This window comes from Bacillus inaquosorum KCTC 13429 (assembly GCF_000332645.1).
Classification (GTDB): Bacteria; Bacillota; Bacilli; order Bacillales; family Bacillaceae; genus Bacillus; species Bacillus inaquosorum.
In genome coordinates, this window is the sequence record NZ_AMXN01000010.1 from 1 (window position 1) to 24,125 (window position 24,125).

General features: G+C 43.3%; 31 protein-coding genes. 8 read left to right on the forward strand and 23 right to left on the reverse strand.

Annotated features, from left to right (window positions below):
• Positions 1-75: 75 nt before the first annotated feature.
• From BSI_RS01930 to BSI_RS01880, 11 genes are all read right to left on the reverse strand, one after another.
• Positions 76-696, reverse strand: coding sequence for a lysophospholipid acyltransferase family protein (locus tag BSI_RS01930; RefSeq protein ID WP_004397870.1), 621 nt, complete (start codon positions 694-696; stop codon positions 76-78).
• Complete coding sequence (gene dfrA / locus BSI_RS01925; RefSeq protein ID WP_004397873.1) at positions 697-1,203, reverse strand: dihydrofolate reductase DfrA; 507 nt, start codon at positions 1,201-1,203, stop codon at positions 697-699.
• A complete protein-coding gene (locus BSI_RS01920; RefSeq protein ID WP_004397875.1) occupies positions 1,200-1,994 on the reverse strand; it encodes a thymidylate synthase in 795 nt (264 codons plus the stop codon). Before BSI_RS01920 ends, dfrA begins: the two co-directional genes overlap by 4 nt.
• Before the next feature lie 83 nt (positions 1,995-2,077).
• Entirely contained in the window at positions 2,078-2,611 is a 534-nt protein-coding gene (locus BSI_RS01915) for a phosphatidylglycerophosphatase A family protein (RefSeq protein ID WP_004397878.1), read from the reverse strand.
• Between the two features lie 17 nt (positions 2,612-2,628).
• On the reverse strand, positions 2,629-3,243 hold the full coding sequence (locus BSI_RS01910; protein WP_032732341.1) for a YpjP family protein: 615 nt from the start codon (positions 3,241-3,243) through the stop codon (positions 2,629-2,631).
• A 259-nt stretch (positions 3,244-3,502) separates the two neighbouring features.
• Positions 3,503-4,288 carry a class I SAM-dependent methyltransferase gene (locus BSI_RS01905; protein ID WP_004397885.1) on the reverse strand — a complete coding sequence of 262 codons (786 nt, stop codon included), beginning with the start codon at positions 4,286-4,288 and terminating at the stop codon, positions 3,503-3,505.
• A gap of 41 nt (positions 4,289-4,329) precedes the next feature.
• A complete protein-coding gene (gene brxA / locus BSI_RS01900; RefSeq protein ID WP_004397896.1) occupies positions 4,330-4,764 on the reverse strand; it encodes a bacilliredoxin BrxA in 435 nt (144 codons plus the stop codon).
• A gap of 106 nt (positions 4,765-4,870) precedes the next feature.
• Positions 4,871-6,547, reverse strand: coding sequence for a dihydroxy-acid dehydratase (gene ilvD, locus BSI_RS01895; RefSeq protein WP_004397898.1), 1,677 nt, complete (start codon positions 6,545-6,547; stop codon positions 4,871-4,873).
• Between the two features lie 286 nt (positions 6,548-6,833).
• Positions 6,834-7,967, reverse strand: coding sequence for a conserved virulence factor C family protein (locus tag BSI_RS01890; RefSeq protein ID WP_004397900.1), 1,134 nt, complete (start codon positions 7,965-7,967; stop codon positions 6,834-6,836).
• Between the two features lie 59 nt (positions 7,968-8,026).
• Positions 8,027-8,644 carry an Mn(2+)-dependent (deoxy)ribonucleoside pyrophosphohydrolase gene (gene hdhQ / locus BSI_RS01885; RefSeq protein ID WP_004397902.1) on the reverse strand — a complete coding sequence of 206 codons (618 nt, stop codon included), beginning with the start codon at positions 8,642-8,644 and terminating at the stop codon, positions 8,027-8,029.
• A 13-nt stretch (positions 8,645-8,657) separates the two neighbouring features.
• Positions 8,658-9,140: a glutathione peroxidase gene (locus tag BSI_RS01880; RefSeq protein WP_004397905.1), complete on the reverse strand. Its 483-nt coding sequence runs from the start codon at positions 9,138-9,140 to the stop codon at positions 8,658-8,660.
• A gap of 339 nt (positions 9,141-9,479) precedes the next feature.
• On the opposite strand from BSI_RS01880, the gene metA reads away from it, so the two are divergent.
• The 4 genes from metA to cspD all read left to right on the forward strand — a co-directional run bounded on the left by metA (position 9,480) and on the right by cspD (position 12,208).
• The gene (gene metA / locus BSI_RS01875; protein WP_004397907.1) at positions 9,480-10,385 is read left to right on the forward strand and encodes a homoserine O-acetyltransferase MetA; all 906 of its coding nucleotides are present in this window, start codon (positions 9,480-9,482) and stop codon (positions 10,383-10,385) included.
• 230 nt (positions 10,386-10,615) lie between these two features.
• Complete coding sequence (locus tag BSI_RS01870; RefSeq protein ID WP_004397915.1) at positions 10,616-11,764, forward strand: diglucosyl diacylglycerol synthase; 1,149 nt, start codon at positions 10,616-10,618, stop codon at positions 11,762-11,764.
• A gap of 81 nt (positions 11,765-11,845) precedes the next feature.
• On the forward strand, positions 11,846-11,992 hold the full coding sequence (locus BSI_RS22855) for a hypothetical protein (protein ID WP_133487171.1): 147 nt from the start codon (positions 11,846-11,848) through the stop codon (positions 11,990-11,992).
• A 15-nt stretch (positions 11,993-12,007) separates the two neighbouring features.
• A complete protein-coding gene (gene cspD, locus BSI_RS01865) occupies positions 12,008-12,208 on the forward strand; it encodes a cold-shock protein CspD (RefSeq protein WP_003153604.1) in 201 nt (66 codons plus the stop codon).
• Positions 12,209-12,251: 43 nt separating this feature from the next.
• Here the strand turns inward: cspD and degR are convergent, their stop codons facing one another.
• Positions 12,252-12,434, reverse strand: a complete 183-nt coding sequence (gene degR, locus BSI_RS01860) for a transcriptional regulator DegR (RefSeq protein WP_004397939.1) — start codon at positions 12,432-12,434, stop codon at positions 12,252-12,254.
• Positions 12,435-12,589: 155 nt separating this feature from the next.
• On the opposite strand from degR, the gene BSI_RS01855 reads away from it, so the two are divergent.
• The gene (locus BSI_RS01855; protein WP_004397942.1) at positions 12,590-12,859 is read left to right on the forward strand and encodes a DUF2564 family protein; all 270 of its coding nucleotides are present in this window, start codon (positions 12,590-12,592) and stop codon (positions 12,857-12,859) included.
• Between the two features lie 28 nt (positions 12,860-12,887).
• On the opposite strand, the gene BSI_RS01850 is transcribed toward BSI_RS01855, so the two are convergent.
• Positions 12,888-13,070: a zinc-finger domain-containing protein gene (locus BSI_RS01850; RefSeq protein WP_004397944.1), complete on the reverse strand. Its 183-nt coding sequence runs from the start codon at positions 13,068-13,070 to the stop codon at positions 12,888-12,890.
• On the reverse strand, positions 13,063-13,743 hold the full coding sequence (locus BSI_RS01845) for a ribonuclease H family protein (RefSeq protein ID WP_004397945.1): 681 nt from the start codon (positions 13,741-13,743) through the stop codon (positions 13,063-13,065). Before BSI_RS01845 ends, BSI_RS01850 begins: the two co-directional genes overlap by 8 nt.
• A gap of 82 nt (positions 13,744-13,825) precedes the next feature.
• Between BSI_RS01845 and BSI_RS01840 the strand changes: the two genes are divergently transcribed.
• The 3 genes from BSI_RS01840 to sspL are packed head-to-tail and all read left to right on the forward strand — an operon-like array spanning position 13,826 to position 15,082.
• Complete coding sequence (locus BSI_RS01840; protein ID WP_004397946.1) at positions 13,826-14,515, forward strand: queuosine precursor transporter; 690 nt, start codon at positions 13,826-13,828, stop codon at positions 14,513-14,515.
• A complete protein-coding gene (locus BSI_RS01835) occupies positions 14,515-14,913 on the forward strand; it encodes a reverse transcriptase-like protein (protein WP_004397948.1) in 399 nt (132 codons plus the stop codon). The genes BSI_RS01840 and BSI_RS01835 overlap by 1 nt, the downstream gene beginning before the upstream one ends.
• 40 nt (positions 14,914-14,953) lie before the next feature.
• On the forward strand, positions 14,954-15,082 hold the full coding sequence (sspL, locus tag BSI_RS01830; RefSeq protein WP_004397949.1) for a small, acid-soluble spore protein L: 129 nt from the start codon (positions 14,954-14,956) through the stop codon (positions 15,080-15,082).
• A gap of 8 nt (positions 15,083-15,090) precedes the next feature.
• Here the strand turns inward: sspL and exnP are convergent, their stop codons facing one another.
• The 9 genes from exnP to xpt all read right to left on the reverse strand — a co-directional run bounded on the left by exnP (position 15,091) and on the right by xpt (position 24,117).
• Positions 15,091-15,981, reverse strand: a complete 891-nt coding sequence (gene exnP / locus BSI_RS01825) for a 5'-3' exonuclease ExnP (protein ID WP_004397950.1) — start codon at positions 15,979-15,981, stop codon at positions 15,091-15,093.
• A 99-nt stretch (positions 15,982-16,080) separates the two neighbouring features.
• Positions 16,081-16,227, reverse strand: coding sequence for a protein YpzF (gene ypzF / locus BSI_RS01820; protein WP_003230761.1), 147 nt, complete (start codon positions 16,225-16,227; stop codon positions 16,081-16,083).
• 74 nt (positions 16,228-16,301) lie between these two features.
• Positions 16,302-16,559, reverse strand: coding sequence for a YpbS family protein (locus tag BSI_RS01815; protein WP_004397958.1), 258 nt, complete (start codon positions 16,557-16,559; stop codon positions 16,302-16,304).
• A gap of 64 nt (positions 16,560-16,623) precedes the next feature.
• Complete coding sequence (dynA, locus tag BSI_RS01810; RefSeq protein WP_004397960.1) at positions 16,624-20,205, reverse strand: dynamin GTPase; 3,582 nt, start codon at positions 20,203-20,205, stop codon at positions 16,624-16,626.
• Between the two features lie 174 nt (positions 20,206-20,379).
• Positions 20,380-20,469 (reverse strand): Fur-regulated basic protein FbpC, encoded by a 90-nt coding sequence (gene fbpC / locus BSI_RS22600; protein WP_100069434.1) that lies wholly within the window; start codon positions 20,467-20,469, stop codon positions 20,380-20,382.
• Between the two features lie 70 nt (positions 20,470-20,539).
• Positions 20,540-21,046, reverse strand: a complete 507-nt coding sequence (bpsB, locus tag BSI_RS01805) for an alkylpyrone methyltransferase (protein WP_004397961.1) — start codon at positions 21,044-21,046, stop codon at positions 20,540-20,542.
• A gap of 3 nt (positions 21,047-21,049) precedes the next feature.
• The gene (locus tag BSI_RS01800) at positions 21,050-22,147 is read right to left on the reverse strand and encodes a type III polyketide synthase (RefSeq protein WP_004397962.1); all 1,098 of its coding nucleotides are present in this window, start codon (positions 22,145-22,147) and stop codon (positions 21,050-21,052) included.
• Between the two features lie 72 nt (positions 22,148-22,219).
• Positions 22,220-23,536 (reverse strand): xanthine permease PbuX, encoded by a 1,317-nt coding sequence (pbuX, locus tag BSI_RS01795; RefSeq protein ID WP_004397963.1) that lies wholly within the window; start codon positions 23,534-23,536, stop codon positions 22,220-22,222.
• Complete coding sequence (gene xpt / locus BSI_RS01790; RefSeq protein ID WP_004397964.1) at positions 23,533-24,117, reverse strand: xanthine phosphoribosyltransferase; 585 nt, start codon at positions 24,115-24,117, stop codon at positions 23,533-23,535. The genes pbuX and xpt overlap by 4 nt, the downstream gene beginning before the upstream one ends.
• Positions 24,118-24,125: the final 8 nt, after the last annotated feature.

Consider the following 24,125-nt stretch of genomic DNA (forward strand, 5'->3'; position numbering starts at 1 on the left):
CGGCAATTGGCTGTTTAAAAGGTGTTTTGACCCCTGTCTCAAAAACGGGGGTCAGTCCCTAAAGACTGCGCTTTTTTATGCACGTAATTGCTTTTCATTTGCAGGTATATAAGCTTTTGAAAATGACAATTCAATGTCTGCCGGTTTTAAACGTTTAAAAATCGATCCCTTTTGCAGGTCATCTGTCCCTTTCGTTTCCACCATCACCAACGGAAGATGATAGCGGGCCGCAAGTTCAACAGGATCTATAGAACCATCTAATGAAAGAATCAGGCTTTGTCCTTTTTCAAGCTGTTTCGTCACATCTTCATATACCTTTTCTGAACTGCCGTCTGCAATCACATCCATCCGATTAAGCCATTGCCCGATAAAAGGCAAGCGAAATAATTTTGGATTAGCGATAAAGCCGGCCGGTTCCTCAATATATCCAGCAATTAAGGCCAGTTCAGCTAAACGCAAACGGGGATGCGCATACAAAACAGGACCGCGCGGTATTGGTTCAAGCTGATGGATCGTCACAACTGAACCGGTGATGCCGATGCAGCCTTCCATAAACGCCTTTGGCTGTTCATAGACAAGAGTCATCTGTTTTTTGTATGACAGACGGGGGTCAAGCATCGTTTGATTAAATAATTGTTTCATATTTTTTAACAGCATATACACAATATAAACCACTAGCAAGCTGTAACGAACCAATTAAAATCCTCCCGCTTCAGAAGAATTCTTTTTTTCATACATTAGAAATTCGTAATCGTACGGGTTTTTTTCGTCCTTGATCCCCTGCTCAGAAGAAACCAGCTTCCAATTGGTTTCATCAAATTCAGGGAAGTGACGGTCACCCTCAAACTCGTGATGAATTTTGGTCATATACAGTCTGTCCGCATAAGGGAACAGCGCTGTATAGAGCTGAGCCCCTCCGATCACAAAGCATTCCTCAGAACCTGAACAAATGTCCAGCACATCCTTTAATGAACTGACAACCGTGCATCCCGGAAATTCTGAAGCCGGCGCTGAAGTGACAACAATATTTTTCCGGTTTGGAAGCGGACGTCCAATGGATTCATATGTTTTTCGGCCCATAATGATTGAATGGCCCGATGTTACTTTTTTAAAGTACGCAAGATCATTGGGTAAATGCCACGGCAAATCATTGTCTTTGCCGATAAGCCTGTTGGCATCCATCGCAAAAATGAACGAAATCATACGCTTACCGCTCCTTTGATATGAGGATGCGGATCATAATCCTCGATGATAAAGTCCTCAAATGCAAAGTTGAAAATAGAATCAATCTCCCTGGCGAAACGAAGCTTCGGAAGCGGGCGAATGTCTCTTGTCAGTTGCAAATTGACTTGTTCAATATGGTTTTGATAAATATGGACATCGCCAAATGTATGAATAAACTCTCCCGGTTCAAGCCCAGTCACATGAGCAATCATCATGGTTAGCAGGGCATAAGAAGTAATGTTAAACGGCACACCGAGGAAAACATCGGCAGAGCGCTGATACAGCTGACAGGACAGCTTGCCGTCAGACACGTAGAATTGGAACAGGCAATGGCACGGCGGCAACGCCATTTTATCAATTTCAGCAACATTCCAGGCACTGACGATTAAGCGTCTGGAATTCGGATTTGTCTTAATATCCTCAATAAGACGGGAAATTTGATCAACGGTTTCCCCGTCAGCTCCCCGCCAAGAACGCCATTGTGAACCGTATACAGGCCCGAGTTCACCGTTTTCATCAGCCCACTCATTCCAGATCCGCACTCCATTTTCCTGCAGATAGCGTACATTGGTATCCCCTTTTAAAAACCAAAGCAATTCATGTGCAATTGATTTAAAGTGGAGTTTTTTAGTGGTCAGCATCGGAAAGCCTTCCTGTAAATTAAATCTCATTTGATACCCGAAGGTGCTAATTGTTCCGGTCCCTGTCCGGTCTCCTTTTTTTTCGCCATGCTCTAAAACATGCCTGCATAAATCCTTATACTGTTTCATTTTTTTCATCCTTTAAAAGTAGTCTTCTAGTAGTGTAACACAATAAAAAATCATTTCTGAACCCAGAAATGATTTTTTTATAGTCAGCTGACGACAGGCTTTTCATCCTGTTCTTTTTCTTCATCTTGCAGATCCTGATGCGTATGGGCAATCCTGCTCGCCGCTGCTGCCGCAAGTGCTGCCACAATATCATCCAAAAAGGTATGGATACCGTCTGGACTTTCATCAAGTTCCTTAATAATTCCAATCTTCTCTTTATCTAGATAACCGAAGTTAGTCAAACCGATCGACCCGTACACATTGACGATTGAAAGCGGGATAATTTCATCTATGCCGTAAAGCGGTTCATCCGTTTCAACAAGGTGCTGCAGCGGTTCAGGAAGCAATTTCTGCTCAGCAAGCTGATCAAGCGCAAGTCCTGTTAATACAGCATGAATAATTTCACGTTTGTTCAGCACTTTTTCTACATTCTCCATACATACACTGAGCTGCAGATTTGGATTATATTTTTCCTGAAGCTTTTGAACAATCTGCGCAATATCTTCTATCATAACGCCCCGTTTGTTCAGCATATCTTTTGTTATATCGACCATTTCATTCATTGTGTACTTTTTCATGTCTAATGGCATCTCCTTTACGCACTCATCCAGTTGGGAGGCGTGTTGCGGTCCCAGTAAATACTCCCAAGCTCATGATGTGATTGAAATCCATCTTCTGCTGTATGATAGTGAAAATTAAACCAGTAGCCGTCATGAGGCGGGTGGTCTCTGCGCACATGGAATCTGAGGAGATCTTCTCCAGTTGTCCGATTGTAAACGTTGAAAATTTTTTCCGTTTTGCCTGCTGAAGGCTTGCTCGAGATCACAACATCCTGATATGCCTCATCATCTTGCAATGTCGCTAAAAAATCGCTAATCACATTTTCGATTTTCGGCAGGATCTCATTCCGATAGTCATCCTCAATGACAGGAGCGATTTTGCTGCCGAATTTCAAAAAGGACTGATCCTCAACGCTGTCAAGGAGCTGTTCCCTGTACGATTGAAAAAGCAGTTCAGGATCGCGCCTGTCTTCCGACTCATAATCATCGTACAGGTCATGCTCATCATAAAAAGCGGTGTAATCATTCTGCTCAAGACTGCTCGGCTGTCCGGAGGGCTTGTCCGCCATAAGAGCAGCCGGAGGAGATACGAGCCCGAACGTTACGATGGTAAATAAAACCACAAGGGTCTTTCTCATCCACAATTTCATGACTGCTTATTCCTCTCTATTTTATTGTCATGTTTCTCTTATTTTAGCACACCCGAAACATGCAAGTCATGTACTATATGAAACTGATATGGAAATTAGGAGATTCGTTGCTTTGCCGCATGTGTAAAAACGCTTACAATATACTATGAAAGGAGGCTTTCCGCATGATTGACGCTTTGTTTGCCACAGTTTCACTCTTAACATTGTTATACTTTGTCGTCATGGAAGTCACCGATTAACAGAAAGCCCGTGAGAGTAATCACGGGCTTGTTTTACTTGCAGCTTGAATGACGCCATAATGAAACAATGCTGTTTTTCTTTTCATGACGTGAAAACCAAACTGTTCAAATCGCGGGCTTTTCCAGTGGTCTTTAAGCACTACGCTTTTTCTGGCAGCGCGCACCGCTTCTATGATACACCCTTCATGCAAAACTGAATCCTCTGCCAAATCCCGTAAAGGTGCGATGCCGTCAGATGTCTCTACAGGCTCATGAAACATTGGATCGAAATAAATTACATCAACAGAGTCGTCGGGAAGCTGCTTGATATATTTAAAGCAATCCCCATTCTCCACTTGGATTCTTCTCATTGCAGCTTGAAGCTCTTCTATGTCCGTTTCCCATGAATGCAGTCCCGTCCTCACCAAAACGGATACAAGATGGTTTTTTTCGATCCCAATCACAGAGCCTGTTTCGCCTACTGCCATACTTGCGATAATGGCATCCGAACCCAGTCCGAGTGTGCAATCTAAAAACGTATCCCCTTCCGATAAACCAGCTGCCCGAAGCATCGGCTCTTGCTCCCCCCGTAAGAAGCGTTTGGCTCTAAACATCGCTGTATTCGGATGAAAAAAGAATTTGGCACCTTGTTTCGTATAAAGTTCAAACCGCTCTTTGCCGACCACAAGCAAATCACGTTCTGCTGACTTCAGCAGGTTTTCAACGGTTTGTTTATTTCGGCCGCAATATGGCATGCCCAGCTCTTTTGAAAGCTGCTTTGCGGTTTTTATGGTGTGTTCAGTCGGTCTATAGCTTGTTGTTATCATCTTCTATACTCCCAAAAAGAAAATGCCCGGAAAACGGGCATTTAGCAGTGTGCATCGAAGGCAGAGGTCAGATTTTTCATGATCTCTTCCATATCGTGTCCTTCAATTTCATGACGCGGAATAAAATGTACGACTTCTTTGCCTTTCAAAAGAGCCATTGACGGTGAAGAAGGCTCCTGGCCAGTAAAATACTCACGCATTTTTGCAGTAGCTTCTTTATCTTGGCCCGCAAATACAGTCACTGTATTGTCAGGTGTTTTATCGTGCTGGAGGACTGCCTGTGTTGCCGCGGGACGCGCAAGGCCTGCCGCACAGCCGCACACAGAGTTAACCACTACAAGAGTTGTGCCCTCTGCCTTTTCCATAAAGTTTTCTACTTCTTCCGCTGTTGTTAATTCTTCAAAACCTGCTCCAGTCAGCTCGCGGCGCATCGGTACGACAAGCTGGCGCATGTATTCTTCATAAGCCATTGACATAAAAAAAGCCCCCTCTATTATCCTTCATCTGAAGTAAAGGATACTATAGAGAGGGACGGATTTCAAATGTTCACGACTTAAAATAGGAGAAAGTGATTCCCGCTGTCTAGATTTTCATGATACCGCCAGTGTTGGCGCTTGTCACCAGTTTAGAATAACGGGCCAAGTAGCCAGTTTTCACCTTAGGCTCAAAACCTTTCCAGTTCGCTTTCCGTTTTTCCCATTCTTCCTCTGGAACTTGTACATCCAAGATGCGTTTTTCAATATCAACGATGATATGGTCTCCGTTTTCAACAAAGGCAAGCGGTCCTCCCTCTGCGGCCTCTGGTGATACGTGGCCGATCGAGAGGCCTCGAGAGGCTCCGGAAAAACGCCCGTCCGTAATCAATGCCACTTTTGGCCCGAGTCCCATCCCAACGATCTGGGAAGTAGGCGCCAGCATTTCCGGCATTCCAGGTCCGCCTTTTGGCCCTTCGTATCGGATGATGACGACGTCGCCTTCTTTTACTTTCCGGTTGATTATGCCGTCAAGCGCCTCATCCTGAGAATCAAATACGACAGCCGGACCTTCGTGTCTCGTAATTCCGTTCTGTACGCCGCCCGTTTTAATGATAGCGCCGTCTGGAGCCAGATTGCCAAATAAAACAGCAAGGCCGCCCTTTTCAGTGAATGGTTTATCCAGCGGATGGATGACGTCAAAATCCTTCACTTCATGTCCGGCAATGGTTTCTCCAAGTGTTTTTCCTGTAACAGTCAGCGCGTCTAAATGAAGCGCTCCTTCTTTCTTGGAAAGTTCATTCAGCGCCGCTGACACGCCGCCCGCTTCATGAAGATCTTCAATAAACACATCTGATGCAGGAGCCAGCTTGGCCAAATGCGGCACGCGCTCAGCGACTTCGTTAATGCGTTCTAAAGAGTATTCAACGCCGGCTTCGTTTGCTAGAGCAAGCGTATGAAGAACGGTATTTGTTGAACCGCCGAGCGCCATATCGAGTGCAAAGGCGTTATCAATCGCTTTTACTGTGACGATATCACGCGGTTTGATATCCTTGCGAATTGTTTCCATTAATTGCGCAGCCGATTTTCTGACAAACTCTTTTCGTTCCGGTGATGTCGCGAGAATGGTTCCATTACCCGGCAAAGCTAGTCCAAGTGCTTCGGACAGACAGTTCATTGAGTTTGCTGTAAACATTCCAGAGCAAGACCCGCACGTTGGGCATCCAAACTGCTCTAGTTCTTGAAGCTCGTTTTCATTGATTTTTCCGGCTTGGTAAGCGCCTACCCCTTCGAATACTGAGGAAAGGGAGATTTTGCGCCCGTCACTTGTTCTTCCTGCCGCCATCGGCCCGCCGCTGACAAAAATCGTTGGAATATTGATGCGCATTGCCGCCATAAGCATTCCCGGCGTGATTTTGTCACAGTTCGGAATACAGACCATTCCGTCAAACCAGTGCGCGGATACGACCGTTTCCACAGAGTCCGCAATGATTTCACGGCTCGGCAGCGAATACCTCATACCGATATGCCCCATCGCGATGCCGTCATCTACTCCGATGGTATTAAATTCAAACGGTACGCCCCCGGCTTCTCTGATTGCTTCTTTTACGATTTTTCCAAACTCCTGCAAGTGAACATGACCGGGAACGATATCAATGTATGAATTACAAACCGCAATAAATGGTTTGCCGAAATCCTCTTCTTTTACACCTGCTGCACGAAGCAAACTGCGGTGCGGAGCTCTATCGATTCCTTGTGTGATCATGTTACTGCGTAATTCTGCCATGGTGATCCTCCTAAATACTTTCAATTGTTAGACTGGATTTTATTTTAACAATTTTCAGTTTATTTGTGGGCTGTTTTTGCAAAAAGATAAAATACAGGCCGCCCTCGCCTTAATTGTTTCCTTCATGTTTTTATATTTATATAGTTTTCTGTCGATGTGAACCCTCCAACTATTAATATTGTTACTTACTATAAATAGTTTTCGGGCATTTTTCAACAATATTCGAAATAATTTTTATAAAAAGTGAATTCACAAAAAAAGGTGCATGATCTGCACCTTTTTCTTTCTAGTCTCCTTTTTTTCTGCTCTCTGTCATTTGTTTCCAAACCGAACCTTTTGCTTCCTCTCCATGCTCAATACGCTCAAGCGCCATTTTCACTTGAAGGCTGACCTCAAATTCGGGATCATCTTCGGCAGCGCGCAAAGCTTCAATTGCACTTTCATCGCCGACTTCGTACAGGAACATAGCCGCACGCCAGCGAACAAGCTTGCTGGAGTCGCTTAACGATTTGATCATAGCGGGAATGGCTTGAGGGTCGCCGATATCAGACAGGCAGTCTCCGGCCGTTCTTCTCACTGAGACAGCTTTGTCCTCAAGTGCCTTATACAATAAAGGAAGAACATCAGGTGTTTCAATCATCCCTAAATACACAACAGCCTGTCTTCTGATGGACACCTTGGGATCATCCAATGCTTTCTGTAAAACCGGGATATCCTCCTCTTTCGGATCCATCTGCTCGAGATGTGCATAACGCTTTTTCCAGTCCTCATCATCCAGCATATCAAGCGTTACTTTATACGCTTTGCGCTGTACAGCTTGTTTTGTTTCGCCCTTTCCCTGAGCTGCTGCTTCTGTCAGCCGTTTCAGCCGTTCATCACTATATGCGGCCTGAAGCTCTTCTGTCACGTCATGACCGATTTCATTAAAGTCGCCGAATCTGACGCCTTGTTCTTTCCAGGCCCGTTCAAACACAACATTTGAAGCTTCAGACCTGAGTTTTAAGATCGCCTGCTGAAAGCGTTCAGGTAACCCGAAGCGCTCTTCTCGCTCCCCATCCGTCAATTTGACCTGCATAGGAATGCCGCTGAACATCTGTACAAAAACTTTCACCTCTCCAAAAGACTCTTGATCAGAGCGGTTTTCTTCTGCACTTTCAGCACTTTCCATCCCAAATGCAGAGCGGACTTGCGGTAAAATGTCTTTCCAGTCGTATCTTGCGTTCCGTTCAACAGCAAGAAAATCAGCGACATGGTAGACACCTTTAACCCCTTCTATTTTAAGGATTTCCGCTATAACAGGCGGTGCGCCTTCTGCTTGATCCGGTTTATAGTTATTGCTTTTGCCTGCCGGAAGCTCTTCCGTTAAGATGACCTTCATTGTATTCGGGCTTGGCGTAGGTTCAATTGATTTTATCTTCATGATCGTCCTCCTATAGCATATCTGTGACTTATTCTATCATAGTCACAGCAAGCCTTCTATTACGACGTTTTGGCATCAATCCCGGGTATGTCTTTTTCTAATTGGCGGACAAAATGGATCATAAAATCATGTTTTTCTTCTGCCAGTTCCCGTGCAGTGTCTGTATTCATCATATCTTTCAGCCGCAGCAGCTTATGAAAAAAATGAGCGTAGGCGCTTTGATCATCTCCATAAAGGCTGTGGCCTTTTGCGCCCGCAAACATAAAAGTTCTCGCAATACCGACAGCACCGATCGCATCAAGCCTGTCAGCGTCCTGTACGGCTTTCCCCTCAATTGAGAGCGGCTCTTCCGCCAGCTTTTCCCTGTCCCGAAAGGACATCCTTGTGATAATATCAATCACTTTGTCAGCAGCCTCTTTTCCAACTCCGAAAAAAACGAGCTGTTCATAAACTTCACTCACTGAAAGCCTGACCGTGTCAGGCAGCTTGACATCAATTAAATCATGAACCAAAGCCGCCGTTTCAACAATGAACAAATCCGCATTTTCCTTTTCTCCAATATACACAGCAAGATCTGCAACTCTTGATACATGATGCCAATCATGTCCAGAGCTTTCGCCGGTTAGGACAGATTGAACCCATGTCCTGATTTGCTCTGTCTGCTTCAATTCCTTCACAAAAACACCCTCTTTATTGCCCTAATAGCTTCACGATAACGTCTTCCAGCTCTTTCGGATTTGTATTGGGAGAATATCGGCCAACGATTTCTCCATTTCTGTCCACAATAAATTTTGTGAAATTCCACTTGATCGCCTTAGTTCCCAGCATCCCTTTCGCATGCTCTGTCAAATACACAAACAGCGGGTGGGCGTTTTTCCCGTTTACTTCTACTTTTGAAAACATAGGAAACGTAACACCGTAATTTGTTTCGCAAAAATCCTGTATGTCTGCCTCGTCACCAGGCTCTTGGTTCATAAATTGATTGCAGGGGAACCCTAATATCTCCAGGCCCTCCTGCTGATATGTATCATATAACTCCTGAAGCTGCTTCAATTGCGGAGTAAAACCGCATTTACTCGCTGTATTCACGATCATCAATACCTTTCCGGCAAAAGGCTGAAGTGTTATGTCTTTCCCTTTTATTGTACGTACCTTCATATGATATATAGACATGTAAGTCCCTCCTATGTCCCTGGTGCTGATTATTTTACCTTTTTTATATCTCAATTCAAAATGTAAACATCATTTATCAGAACTCTTAAGATAAGAGTCAAATGAACCTTAAATTCATGTGGCTCATTTTTTATCTTAATCATTCTATAAAACATTACATTTACCTTCTAAGATACATCATGGAAAATCATTTTACAGTGAAACCAAAAGGCGTATCTATGCGTTTTATTTAAAGAGTTTTCCGTTGTTGCCCCATCAACCCTTATAGATAGATTGAAAATTGGCGTGAAAATTCCTATAATGAAGAAAATTAAACGGGGAAATGATGGAGGTGGCACGTTGCCTATTAATATACCAACACACCTGCCGGCAAAACAGGTGCTTGAGAGTGAACATATATTTGTAATGGATGAAAGCAGAGCATTTCATCAGGATATCCGGCCGCAAAAAATTATCATATTGAATTTGATGCCGAAAAAAATCCAAACAGAGACTCAGCTTCTCAGATTGCTTGGAAATTCGCCTTTACAGGTTCATTTTACATTTTTAATCCCAAGCACACACACGCCGAAAAATACTGCAAGAGAACACCTTGACGAATTTTACACGACTTTTTCCAATATCCGTCACAAGAAGTTTGACGGCATGATTATCACCGGTGCGCCGATCGAGCATTTGGCGTTTGAAGAGGTTTCTTATTGGGAAGAGCTCAAAGAGATCATGGAGTGGAGCAAAACGAATGTCACTTCAACCTTGCATATTTGCTGGGGCGCTCAAGCAGGTTTGTACTACCATTACGGTGTGGAAAAAATTCACATGCCGAAAAAGATCTTCGGTGTGTTCGAACATTCCGTTCTTTCAAAACACGAAAGATTGGTAAGAGGTTTTGACGAGCTATACTACGTGCCGCATTCCCGGCATACAGATATAAATATGGAACAGCTTCAAGCAGTGCCCGAGTTAAATATTCTATCCGCATCAAAGGAAGCTGGGGTTTGCTTAATTGTGTCAAAAGACGAAAAACAAGTCTTTTTAACAGGGCACCCCGAATATGATACAAATACGCTTCTTCAAGAGTATGAAAGAGATCTGGAGCGAAACCTTTCTACTGTCGAGGCGCCTAAACATTATTTCGCAAAAGACAGCGAAGAGCCAGTGAATCGCTGGAAAGCGCATGCGACATTATTGTTTATGAACTGGCTGAATTATTACGTTTACCAAGAAACTCCTTACGAATGGGACTAATTTTTCTTTTTTTAGTGATACGCTGAGCAAAAAATATGATAAAATACATCTGATTCAGTCTGCGTATAACAAAAATTTAAAATACTGGAATCCAAATCATTTAAAATTAGCTTAATTTTTTCACTGCATTAATAATTCAATTATGTATTTGTGTTATGTTTATGTATAGACAATAACTCCTTACGATGCATGAAGCTTGCTTGTTGTTGATTACATTGAGGTGAATTTACTTGAATACCAATAAAAGAGTATTAATTTTGACTGCAAATTACGGAAATGGACATGTGCAGGTAGCCAAAACACTTTACGAGCAATGTGTACGTCTCGGCTTTCAGCATGTAACAGTTTCTAATTTGTACCAAGAGTCAAATCCGATTGTTTCAGAGGTAACTCAGTACCTTTATTTAAAAAGCTTCTCAATCGGGAAACAGTTTTATCGTTTGTTTTATTACGGAGTTGACAAAATCTATAATAAACGTAAATTTAATATTTACTTTAAAATGGGTAATAAACGATTGGGCGAACTTGTCGAGGAACATCAGCCCGATATTATTATTAATACATTTCCGATGATCGTCGTGCCGGAATACAGACGCCGAACAGGAAGAGTCATCCCTACCTTCAACGTTATGACTGATTTTTGCCTTCATAAAATTTGGGTTCACGAAAACGTGGATAAATATTATGTGGCGACAGATTATGTGAAGGAAAAACTGCTGGAGATCGGCACTCATCCAAGCAACGTGAAAATCACCGGAATTCCAATCAGGCCGCAATTTGAAGAATCCCTGCCGGTGGAGCCGATATATAAAAAGTACAATCTTTCACCAAACAAAAAAGTGCTTCTTATTATGGCAGGCGCCCACGGTGTTCTAAAGAACGTAAAAGAGCTGTGTGAAAATCTTGTCAAAGATGATCATGTGCAAGTGGTTGTCGTGTGCGGGAAAAATACGGCTTTAAAGGAATCTTTAAGCGCGCTTGAAGCAGAAAACGGTGACAAATTAAAAGTTCTTGGCTATGTGGAGCGCATCGATGAGCTGTTCCGGATCACAGATTGCATGATTACAAAACCTGGGGGCATTACTTTGACAGAAGCAACTGCCATCGGTGTGCCTGTCATTCTGTACAAACCCGTGCCTGGCCAGGAAAAAGAAAATGCAAACTTCTTTGAAGATCGCGGAGCTGCCATTGTCGTGAACCGTCATGAAGAGATTCTCGAGTCAGTCACTTCCCTTCTCGCAGATGAAGATACCTTACAGCGCATGAAGAAAAACATTAAGGAGCTTCATTTAGCAAACTCCTCTGAAGTGATCTTAGAGGATATCCTGAAGGAATCAGAAATGATGACATCCAAACAAAAAGCCAAAGCGCTATCTTAATGATGTTCATAGAGAGCACACGAAAATCGTGTGCTCTTTTTATTTATATTCACCCATCTATAAAAGCGGTTACATTTTTTTGTGAAACTTGCCCTTCTTTTGAAAAATAAGCAGTTTCGCAACTTGACGGGTGCTCCCAGATGGTGTATAGTTGAACCATCATTTAACAATGAATCAACGTTAAATGATGACAAAATTTTTTTTAGCACACGGGTGCTACAGTACTAGGAGGAATTAAGCAATATGCAAAACGGTAAAGTAAAATGGTTCAACAACGAAAAAGGATTCGGCTTCATTGAAGTTGAAGGCGGAGACGATGTATTTGTTCACTTCACAGCTATCGAAGGAGAAGGATACAAATCATTAGAAGAAGGACAAGAAGTTTCTTTTGAAATTGTCGAAGGTAATCGTGGACCTCAAGCTTCTAATGTTGTAAAACTCTAAACTCAATACATGACGACAAATAGAGGAGAGGCATTTGCCTCTCCTATTTGATTTTCATCTGAATTTCAATAGCCAAAATATTTTGTTTGCACCTCTGTTCAATCTCTGCAACATGCTTTTCCATTGATGGCTTCCCTTTTTTCGCGATATCCGCCAGTTCTTCTAAATCACTGTATATTTCTATAAATGTTTTGTGAAGGATCGACTTCAAGTCTTTATCATCCATAGCTGCGTTCCCCTTCTCTTCCAAGATACCCCAAATAGTAAATCAGACCTATTTATTCCGGTTCAATAGTTATATCGGCTTATTTTCATTTTATTTTCTATTTTGGTACATAAATTTCAAAAAAACTCTGCAAAATAGTTGCGGAGGTGTTTTTTGTGACATCAGAATTTCATAAAGAGGATCAGGCTGGATTTACTGATAAGCGGCAGCTGGAACTAGCGGTGGAAACAGCGCAAAAAACGACAGGAGCTGCGACGAGAGGCCAAAGCACAACATTAGTCGATTCCGCATACCAAGCTATTGAGGATGCAAGAGAACTGTCACAATCTGAAGAGCTGGCAGCTCTCGATGATCCTGAATTTGTTCAGCAACAACAGCAGCTGCTGGATGATAGCCAGCATCAGCTTGATGAATTCAAAGAATAAAAACCGCAGCTTCTGCGGTTTTTATTCTTTAGTGATTGGTTAAAACATCGCCGTATGCTTTCAGCTTTTCACCCACCGTACATTTATTAATGCAAAATGAATGCGCATAGGTTTTGCCAAATTCCTTGCGAAATTGCTTCTTAATAAAACAATCCTTGCAGTATTCATCGTGCAGTTCTGTCAGTTCTTTAAAAATCATTTTCTTATCCAATATCGTCATCTCCGTTACGGTCTAATTTCGTGTGGCTTTCTACGAATTGATGGGATAGAATCTTTTTAGCGAGGCCGTCAGCTTCCTGGTTGTCTTTCCGCTGTATGGTTTCGTAGGTTGGGGTAAGCTTCAGCGATTCAAGGAGTGCTTCTATTTTGTCCAGCCATTCATTATGCGATGGATCATAGCAAGGCCAGCTGCCGTCAAGCTGATTCAGCACAACAAGTGAATCCCCTTTGATCGTAATTGAATTTCTGCTTGCCCCAAGCTCTCTTACTTCTCTTATTGCTTCATATAGCGCCGCGTATTCAGCTTCATTATTGGTTTTCAGCCGGAAGCTTTTATTTTTTCTCAAGCGATGCCGGATTCCTCCCAATGAATAATAAATGACGATTCCGAGTCCGGCCAGTTCGCTCTCCTTATCGAAACTGCCGTCAAAGTAAACAGTAATATCATCAGGCTCTTGAGCAAGCTCCTCGGTTAGCTTTTCCAATTCCTTCAGCGTCCAGCTGCCGCCTTTCTCGTCTTCAAACTCGAGCTCTTTCATGTATGGAAAACGGCTGAGTTCTCTGGCTAGCATACGTGCTTGCTGAGCAGTCAGCCAGTCTTCACCCAAAAATGAGACGGATCCCGTCCCTTTTGCTTCTATTTTCATATGCGGTCTGAGCTTCATTACGATCACCTTACCATTCATTAGTTGCCGGGCTTGTGCTATAATCAAACCAATCTAATCCCGGAAAGGAAGCTTTTTCATTTTGTTTAATAATTCGTTTTGGATCATTTTTGCGATCATTCATTTTATCATTGTTCTTTTATTTTATAAAGGATTTGGCAAAATGGGACTGTTTGTTTGGATCGGTTTTGCGACAGTCTGCGCCAACCTTCAAGTCGTCAAGACAGTCGAACTGTTTGGCTTAACAGCAACGCTCGGGAATGTGATGTACGGCACAATCTTTTTTGCGACAGATGTGCTGAATGAAAAATACGGACCGGCTGAAGCTAGAAAAGCGGTATGGCTCGGATTCTCAACGCTCCTGACGCTGACATTTGTCATGCAGGGCGTGCTGCTTTTCGAACCGGCTTCCAGTGACATATCACAAACAGCGCTGGAAACGATTTTCGGCTTCCTTCCACGAGTTGCGTTAGGAAGTCTGCTTGCCTTTATCTTCAGCCAAACGCTGGATGTTTATGTATATTCGGCAATTAGAAGGATATTTCCTTCTGATCGGCTTTTATGGCTCAGAAACGGCGGCAGTACAGCAGTCAGCCAGCTGTTTGATACACTGATATTTACTGGTGTCGCTTTTTTCGGCATTTATCCGGCAGGCGTTTGGCTTCATATTTTTATTTCTACATATTTGATTAAGTTTGCGGTATCTTTGATCTCATTGCCTTATGCTTATGCAGCGAAAAAAATGATACCGAATGATGAAAGGAGTTCATAATGCCTACAGAAATTTATGTAGACGGCGCAAGCGCCGGTAATCCCGGGCCTTCCGGTGTCGGCATTTTTATCAAACATGAAGGAAAAGCAGAATCTTTCTCTATTCCAGTCGGAATGCATACAAACCAGGAAGCGGAATTTCTTGCATTAATTGAAGGGATGAAGCTATGTGCAGAGCGCGGGTATCAATCTGTTTCCTTTCGAACCGATTCAGATATTGTGGAACGGGCCGCTGAGTTTGAAATGGTCAAAAATAAAACATATCACCCGTATGTGGAAGAAATCATCCGATTAAAAGCGGCCTTCCCTCTTTTTTTCATCAAATGGATACCGGGCAAGCAAAACCAAAAAGCCGACCAGCTGGCAAAAGAAGCGATTCGGCTGAATGATAAGAATTAAATCTCGATCAATGGTCATCCTAATGACGAGGTGAACAAACATGAAAAAGAAAGATAAAGGCCGGCTGACCGGCGGTGTGACTCCGCAAGGCGACCTGGAAGGCAATACACATGACGACCCTAAAACAGAGCTTGAGGAAAGAGCCAAAAAAAGCAATACAAAACGCTAGAGAAGATCTTACACGATCTCTCTAGCGTTCAGCTTTTCGAGCATACGCTCAATTCCTTTGATTTGGTGGCGGCGAAGCATGTCAGCCGCCTGCTCCATTTGCAGTGTAAATAGAGCGTCTTTCAGTGTGCAGACCAGCGGCACAGAGCAATGAATTTCAGCAAGCTTCCTCGACATCTCCAAATCGCTCAAACCTTGCTGAATTTTCCCCTGCTGCCCCTTCGGAAGAAAAGAAAGATTTTCTAATAAACGGTCAATCGTTTCGTATTCACGAATCAGTTTGTAGGCTGTTTTTTCTCCAATCCCTTTGACGCCAGGATAGTTATCACTGGAATCACCCATAAGCGCTTTAATATCAATCAAAGCTTTCGGCAGGACGCCTGTTTCTTCATAAAAAGTCTCTTTTGTATAGACTTTATAATTTCCGATTCCTTTTTGGAGCAAGGCCACACTCACTTCATCCGTTAACAGCTGAAGTAAATCCCTGTCCCCTGTTACGATCGTAATGTCAGCTTCATTTGCAAATAAACCGGCAAGAGTTCCGATACAATCATCCGCTTCATACCCGGCAAAGCCGATGTTCATAATCCCAAGCTCAGCGGCCGCTTCCTTTGCCAAATCAAACTGCGGAATAAGCTCTACAGGCGGTGCACTGCGGTTCGCCTTATAATCTTGGAACAGGTCATTTCGATACGTTTTGCTCCCCATGTCCCAGCAGCAGACGACATGTGTCGGCTGGAATGTTTCCACAGCTGTGATCAAATGCTTTAAAAACCCGTTGACGCCGTTCGTCGGCACCCCGCTGTCATTTATCATAAAGTTGCGATGCACGGCCGTGGCAAAAAACGCCCGGAATAAAAGAGCCATGCCGTCAACTAGCAATAGTTTATTATTATTCATAAGATAACTCCCTTTTCTTTCATTCTTTCTATTTTACCATAAAGCAGCCTAAAAATAAAAAACAGCATCTCTTCGATTAGAGATACTGTTTTAATAACATCAGTCGTTGTGTCTTTTGTTGCTGGCGATCAGCTTTTCAGCTTCGCGTCCTGCGTAAGAGTCAAAATGGGTTTGAAATCCGTTTTTCTTTTTGGCATTGTTATTCGCCTGTGCATTTCTGTTTCCCAGCTTTGTTCTGCCCAACATGAATCCCCCCTTACGTCGGATACACATAGTATATGCTTCCGGCAGGAGATTCACTCGCGACAGGATCATCCAGCTTACATACGGCTTACGTATTCTCTGACCATTTCCGTTGATACAAGGCGTCTTGTCGGTACGATCCCTTTTTTGGCGAGCTGATTGATCTGCTCGGTAATTTCATTAATCGCATCTGTAGTAAAAGGCTCATCGTTTTTGCATTTTGAAACCGCTTCTTCAATGGCCAGTTCACGCATGTTTTCAAGACGCATAAATGCTTTGATATGCTCGTGCTGTTTTGATGAATGTGCTGAAATTGCTTTATGTACCTCTGACATGAATCGTTCATCTCGCTTTTTTCTATTTAGTCTATCATGACTTGAAATACAAGCCAACTGAATTTTACATTTTTATTGTATTGTCTGATCTTTGCCAGGAGATGCATGCTTGGTATGCCTTTTCAATTTCTTTCGCATGTTCCCCTTCCCCATATCCTCCTAAATACGTATCTTTTTGATCTTTTATTTGTGTCATTGCTTTTTCAGCCATATCTTCCTGCAAGCGCCTGAGGTGATCTGTGTAATGAGAGATAAGGCTTTCTTCTTCATTTTTCACCCAATCCTCTGTGATTTTCGTGAGCTTCATCCGTACAGCTTCGATGAAGGCCGCTTTTCCTTTTTGTTCAAAAAAGTGCTTCGGTGATTTGACCTCTTTTTGTTCCTGCTCGAAGGCACGTACATCTATTTTCGGTTCAACTTCCTTCAGCTGTATGCCGGTCGAATGCTGATCACCCGCATAAATGGAAAAATAACCGTCCGCGTTTAATGTTTTTTGAAAGCTTTCCAGCCACTCTTCGGTGATATGCCGCTCGATGAAACCGCTCATACGAACATCAAGTGTTTTGATTTCCTGAACATATTCAAACTGATACTCATGTAAGGCGGTTTTCATTGCCTTCCCGACGTTCTTTTTCCAATCCCCGTTCTGAAGCCCCGGATGAAATGCTGATTTTAGTAAATCATTCGCAAAAAAAGATAGTCGCTGTGTTATGTGATAAAGCTGCTCTCTTGTATCTTTTTTTACCTTCTCAATGATGGTTTCTGAGTTCCGCCGTTTCTCGATTTCGGCTGCTGTCCGCTCAAATGACAGCATAAGGCGCTGTTTCTGCGCTTCCTTTTCTTCCTTGGACTGATGCTGTGATTGGTGAAGCTGGAAAACAGTTTCGCATAGTTTGTCTGCTTCCGAACTGAGTTGTGCAGCTGCGGCTTTTTTTACATCAACTTCGATAAACCGGTCTAAGTGCGTTCTTACTTTCGGGAACTGGTTATAAAATGATTCCGATTTTCCCAGCAGTTCCTCCTTACTTGATACGGTAAAGAGCTGCGGACTATGAATCCCTTCTTTTACAAGCTCTGTGCTGACATAATCGGTCACTGTTTCCAGCTCTGATTTATCTTTCGCAAGGTCTGCTGCATTAATGACGAAAAACATTTTATCCATGCTGAGCGATTCTTTCACCAGCCCGAGCTTGCGCAAAAACGAACGGTCTCCTTTCGAGAAGGAGTGCTGATAATAGGTCATATAAAAAAACGCATCGGCATCTTTAATATATTGGAACGCCAGCTCTGTATGCCGTTTATTCATGCTGCTCGCGCCGGGCGTATCAACTATTGTAATCCCTTTTTCAGTCAGCGGGCATGTATAATAGACCGTTACCTCTTTCACAGCGCAGGCCGTTGCCTCCTCTGCCACATACGGCTTTAATTCAGACAGCGGAATCGTTAATTTCTTTTGTTCCTGTATATATTGGTGATACTTTTCGTATGCAAGCAGGAAGTTGCTGATTAATTTAATGTGTTCTTCCTGCATCCGGCTTTTTTTGACTGCCTTTTCCCACTTCTCTGTGAAAGAACGGCCTGTCGGTTCTTCTTGTATCCCGGTGAGCTGCAAAATGTCAGCCGTTATGTCATCCTCCGTCTTAAACACCACATCCGCTGTTTTGTTGATGTTGCCATTGGCTGGTTTTGTGATTTTGTTAATTGTGGCTGTGGTTGGCGTTGGTGAGGACGGCAGCACCCTTTCGCCGACAAGCGCATTGGCAAATGATGATTTCCCCGAGCTGAATCCTCCAAAAAGCGCAAGTGTAAATTTCCGTTCCTCAAGCCTTTTAATCCTTTCCCGAAAGGCTGAGGTTTGCTTTGACAGCATGCTATACTCGCCTAAACGGTCAGATAATGTGTAAAAACGTTTGATCTGGTCTTGAAGCGGCAGTTCTTGTTCCATTTTGATTTCTGGTTTCTGTATTGGCTGCTGTGTCTGCTGGCCTTGACTTCGTTTCTGTTCTGGAGCGGCCACTGTTTTTTTCTTCGTTTTAAACCAGTCAGTGTCTATGTGCATTGGGCATGCAGACTCTTCTTCCCAGATGGCCCATAAGCGATCGGCTTTCTCGCGGGCATTATTCTCTAAACGGGCCTGTTCTTGGAGAAGGACAAGTTTTTCTGATTCCTGAATGAGCCGGCCATTGATCGTTTGCACGTCTTCGGAAACACGCTCTTTCAGCATCGCGGCCAGCGCCTTTGTGATGTCTGCCGCTTCTCTCTTCGCCTCTTTGCGGATAAGCTCTGCCAAGTCTTTTGTATATTGCAATACATATTCAGAAGAAAAAGCTGCACCATGCTTGACCGCGCGTTCAATGATGTCAATTTCAAGCGGAGTGCGATAGGCCTGAATCTGCTTTTCACTTTCAGCTGTATGAACATCATATGTCTTGGCGAGTTTATGGAACGTGTCTATCATGTGCCAATCCGCTTCGGCCTCTGTTCGTTTTGTCACATCAGAGAATAAAGCATTCCGTCTTCTATCTCGTTCCTGTGCAGTTTTTGCTTTAGAAAAGAAAAAGCCGGTTTTAAAAGAAGGCTCTCGCGATTCTAGAAATGCAGCTGCCAATTCACGCATTTCAAAAGGCGTCAGGTTGGCGTTTTTTAAAATTCGATTGATTTCTTCCTGCATCCTGTTTTCTGCCTCAGTCGCTTGTTTTGCCGCCTCATCCAATTGATTACCCAGCGATTGGACCAGATCAGTTTGTGTATCAAGCTGTTCAGCAAAGCTTGGACCGTCTGTTTCGTCTTTCAAAAGCATTTCGGTATGTTCCTTCAGCAGATTGCGGACTTTTTGTTCTGTTAAAGCCTGCAAATTGCTTTTTGATTGTTGTTTTATTCTTTTTAATTCTTCTCTCAGGCTCCCAATCTGATTGAACGGATGATTTGGTTCTGTTACTGACGTAAAATAAAGTGATTCCTTTGAAATGCCTTCATTGCAAAGCATCTCCTCTACCTGTGTTTTATAGTCTTCAAAGTGTGTCTCCTTCTCATCATGCCGGTCAATTTGATTAACGATAAAATACACATTCGGAATGCTTTCTTTTATAGACCTGAGAAACTTAACATTTTCCTCAGCGTGCACGTGATTATAGTGAACGACGTAAAACAGCGCATCCGCCTGATGGAGTATAGACGCCGCCGACAGAAAATGCGCATCATCTGTTGAGTCAATCCCGGGGGTGTCAATATACGCAACTCCGGAGTCGATCTCAGTATACCGGTCAAAAATTTCAACGCTTTCAATTTGCTCGCCGTCTTTGCAATATTGCTGCACCTTGTCTTTCTGATAAGCCCCCTTCAGCTCAGCGTATGCTCCGTCTGTTGTATGAAGCCGAACACGCTTTTCCCCGTTTCTGATCACAACAAGGTTAGCACTTGTCGGAATCGGGCTTGTCGGCAAAATATTCTCCATTAACAGGCAGTTCAGCAGTGAAGATTTCCCCGCTGAATAATGCCCGGTAAATGCGATATAAACCTCTTCATCAGCCGCTTTTTTCATGACTGCTGCCAGTTTAGCAGCCCTTTGTTCATCTTGATTCTCGATGAATTGCTTATAAATTTCACCTGTTTTGTGCAAAAGCTCTTTTCTGTTTTGTTCTGTCATAAATCTGAACCCCTTTGTGCCGTTTCAATTGTGAATCTTTTTCGAAAGATCTGAATACATTCCCTTTCATTTTACACAAGAATGAGCCAAATTTCTTTAAGAGAATAGAAAAAAGCCGCCATTACGGCAGCTTCTATAAAAGAAAATCTGCAACTTTGACAAGTTCCAGATTCATTAAACAGATTTATTAGAGATTCCTTTTAATACAAAACCAATTAATACACTATATGTACAAACCGCCCCAAGCAAAAACAACATTGTCATTTGCTTCACCATCCTGATTGAGAATCTTTTTCAAATTCATTTTAACATGAATGAGAATGATTTTCAATCGCTATTTTATGCTGTATTCCTCTAATGCTTTGTCTTCTGCACGAATTCTGACGGTTAACAAAACGGCATTTAAAATGGAAAACAGACACATGGTGACGTACGCTTGATATAGCAGCGGAATCAATAAGATTTCTAGTATAACAACGGTATAGTTTGGATGCTTCATCCATTTATAAGGGCCTTTTTTTACAAGCTCCACACCTGGAACGACAAGGATTTTCGTATTCCAATATGCTCCTAAAGAACAAAGCGCCCAATACCGCACTGCCTGCACGATTAAAATAACCGCAGCGATACCGATCCACCAGCTTGACGGCTGTTTGTTCATCAGCAGCACTTCCGCAATTAAAGACAGGAAAAAAAGGATGTGCATGATGATGATATACGGATAGTGGCTCTCACCGAATTCGATCGCCCCTTGTTTCTTTACCTTTTGTTCGTTTTGTCTGGCTACTGCCATTTCAGCTGCTCTTTGAGCGATGAGAATGGCGATTAACAACCAAAACATGAGTCAAGCCCCCTTTTCCCAGCTGAATAACAGCAGCTCTGATGAAAATCCCGGCCCTAATGCGCCAATCAGTCCCCGTTCTGCTTCCTTTTTATGTCCGTACAGCAGATGGTCTTTGATCACATACAATATTGTGGCTGAAGACATATTTCCGTGCTTTTGTAAAATGCTTTGTGCAGATGAAAGCTTTTCCGGTGAAAGCTCGAGACTTTTGATGTATGCTTCAATCACTTTTTTTCCGCCAGGATGTGCAAAAAAAACACTGATATCAGTGAATGACAGCTGATGTTTGTCTAAAAAAACCTGTACATTTGTTTTGAGCCATTTTTCTACTAAAGTCGGAATATCTCTTGAGAAAATGACTTTGAATCCTTGATCTGTAAAGTCCCAGCCCATGACATCTTCTGATTGTTTCATCAAAACAGATTGGGAATCTGTTACCTTTGGCGCAAGCTTCAGTTTTGACATCCTGCGGTCTGCCTTCTCCCCGCATAATAAGGCTGCAGCAATGCCATCGCCAAAAAGCGAGGTGCCAATAAGATTGCTTTTCGTTTTATCTTCCGGCTGGAATGTCAGGCTGCATAGCTCAGCAGCAATGACGAGCACGAAAGCCTCAGGATATGCTTTGCAGTATTCGGCTGCGCGCGCAAGTCCGCTGGCCCCTCCTGCGCAGCCTAGGCCCCAAATCGGAATCCGCTTCGTATATGGAGAAAATGGAAGTTCATTCATGAGCCGCGCCTCAATGCTCGGTGTGGAAAGGCCCGTGCTGGAGACAAAAAAAACAGCGTCCACTTTCTCATAAGGGATGGCTTCTTGAAAAAATCCAGGATGAGAGAGGCACTCGCGAACAGCCTCTATGCTGTGCTTAAGTGTTTCTTCTATGTATATTTGATTTTTTTCTTCGAAGCTGTGACCCTCTTTATACCATTCAATCGGCTTGACAAATTGCCTCGTTTGAATTTGCCCGTTTTTAAAGGAGGTTAACAGCCGGTCAATATCTTTAAAGGAATGCTGAAACATATACCGGGCAAACTCAGCCGCTTTGTCTTGGTTTACATCGTACGCAGGAAGACTTGTTCCGATGGATAAAATAAACGCCATGCGATCACCTCTTTGCATACATTGTTCCGCAACGATCTTTTTTATATGCAAAAAACTCCGCCGCGGCGGAGTTTAGACTGCTGTTTTTTGCTCAGTGATGTCAGCTGTTTGTTCTGTTTTTTTGGCTTTAGAAAATACGTTATATACAATATTCAGAACTACTGCAGTGAAGCTGCCGGCGACAATGCCGTTTGTTGTAAGGAGCGTTAAGGCGCTCGGAAGCTGCTTAAAAATATCCGGCACAACTGTCACACCGAGACCCAGTCCTACTGAGCAGGCAACGATCAGCAGATTTTCCTGTTTCGCAAAATCAATGCGGCTGAGCATTTTGATTCCATAAGCGATCACCATTCCAAACATCGCCACCATTGCCCCGCCCAAAACAGCAGATGGAATAATGGTCGTAAAAGCAGCGATCTTCGGAAACAGCCCAAATGCCATTAAGATCACACCCGTGACAACAATTACGGCATTTTTCTTGATTCCTGTGAGCTGTACGAGCCCGACATTTTGAGAGAAGGCCGTGTAAGGAAAAGCGTTAAAAATACCGCCCAGCAGCACAGCCAGCCCTTCAGCGCGATAGCCTTTTGATAAATCTTTCTCTGTCAGACGGCGGTTCGTCAGGTCACCTAAGGCAAAGTAAACACCAGTTGATTCTACAAGGCTGACAATTGCAACAATGGACATCGTAATGATAGGCGCTGTGTGAAAAGACGGCGCTCCGAAGTAAAACGGCTGAATCATTTGAACAACTGCCGCGTCCGAAACGTTATCAAATTGAACTTTTCCCATAAAATAAGCAATGAAGGTGCCGATCAAAATACCGATCAAAATCGAGATGGATTTGATAAAGCCCGTCGTAAAACGGTATAGAAGCACAATAATACTCAAAACGATGAAAGCGAGAGCAAGATTGGAGAGATCTCCGAAATCTGCACTTCCTTCTCCGCCGGCCATGTTATTCATGGCTACCGGCATAAGTGTAATTCCGATAATCGTAACAACTGAGCCTGTCACGACGGGCGGGAAAAACGATACGAGCTTCCCAAAGAAAAATGAAATGAGAATGACAAGAATACCTGAGGCGATAATACTTCCGTAAACCGCTGAAACCCCGTACTCAGACCCAATCGCAATCATCGGCGATACTGCTGTAAATGTACAGCCAAGCACAACCGGAAGCCCGATCCCGAAAAATCGGTTGCTCCACACTTGCAAAAGTGTAGCCACGCCGCACATAAAAATATCAATCGATACTAAGTAGGTCAGCTGTTCGACAGTCAGGCCCATTGCTTTTCCGACAATCAGAGGAACGACAATGGCACCGGCATACATGGCGAGCACATGCTGTATCCCTAAAGACAGCGTTTTGCCAAATCCGTTTTTCATGAATGAACCTCCTGTACGAAGGACACTTTTCCTTCTTCTAATGATTGAATTCTTGCCAAAGATTCCACCCGGTAGCCTAGCTTCACAAGTTCATCTCTTCCCGGCTGAAATGACTTTTCGATGACAATGCCAAGTCCCGCAATAGAGGCTCCCGCCTGCTTCACAATCGACACAAGCCCGTGCGCTGCTTGTCCATTTGCCAAAAAATCATCGATAATCAGAACATGATCCTGATCCGACAGGTGGGTTCCTGAGACCGCAATTTGGCTTTCTGTTTGCTTCGTAAAGGAATAAACAGACGCTGTCAGCAAGTTGTCGGTGAGTGTTAAAGATTTATGTTTTCTCGCGAAGACAACCGGCACACCCAACTGCAAACCCGTCATCACAGCAGGAGCGATTCCAGATGATTCGATTGTCACAATTTTAGTAATACCGTCTTTTGCAAATCTGGCGGCAAATTCGTCACCGATTTTCTGCATAAGCAGCGGATCAATTTGGTGATTCAAAAAAGAATCCACTTTCAATACCTGATCAGATAATACGACGCCTTCTTCCTCTATTTTCCGTTTCAGTGCTTCCATCCTGTCTT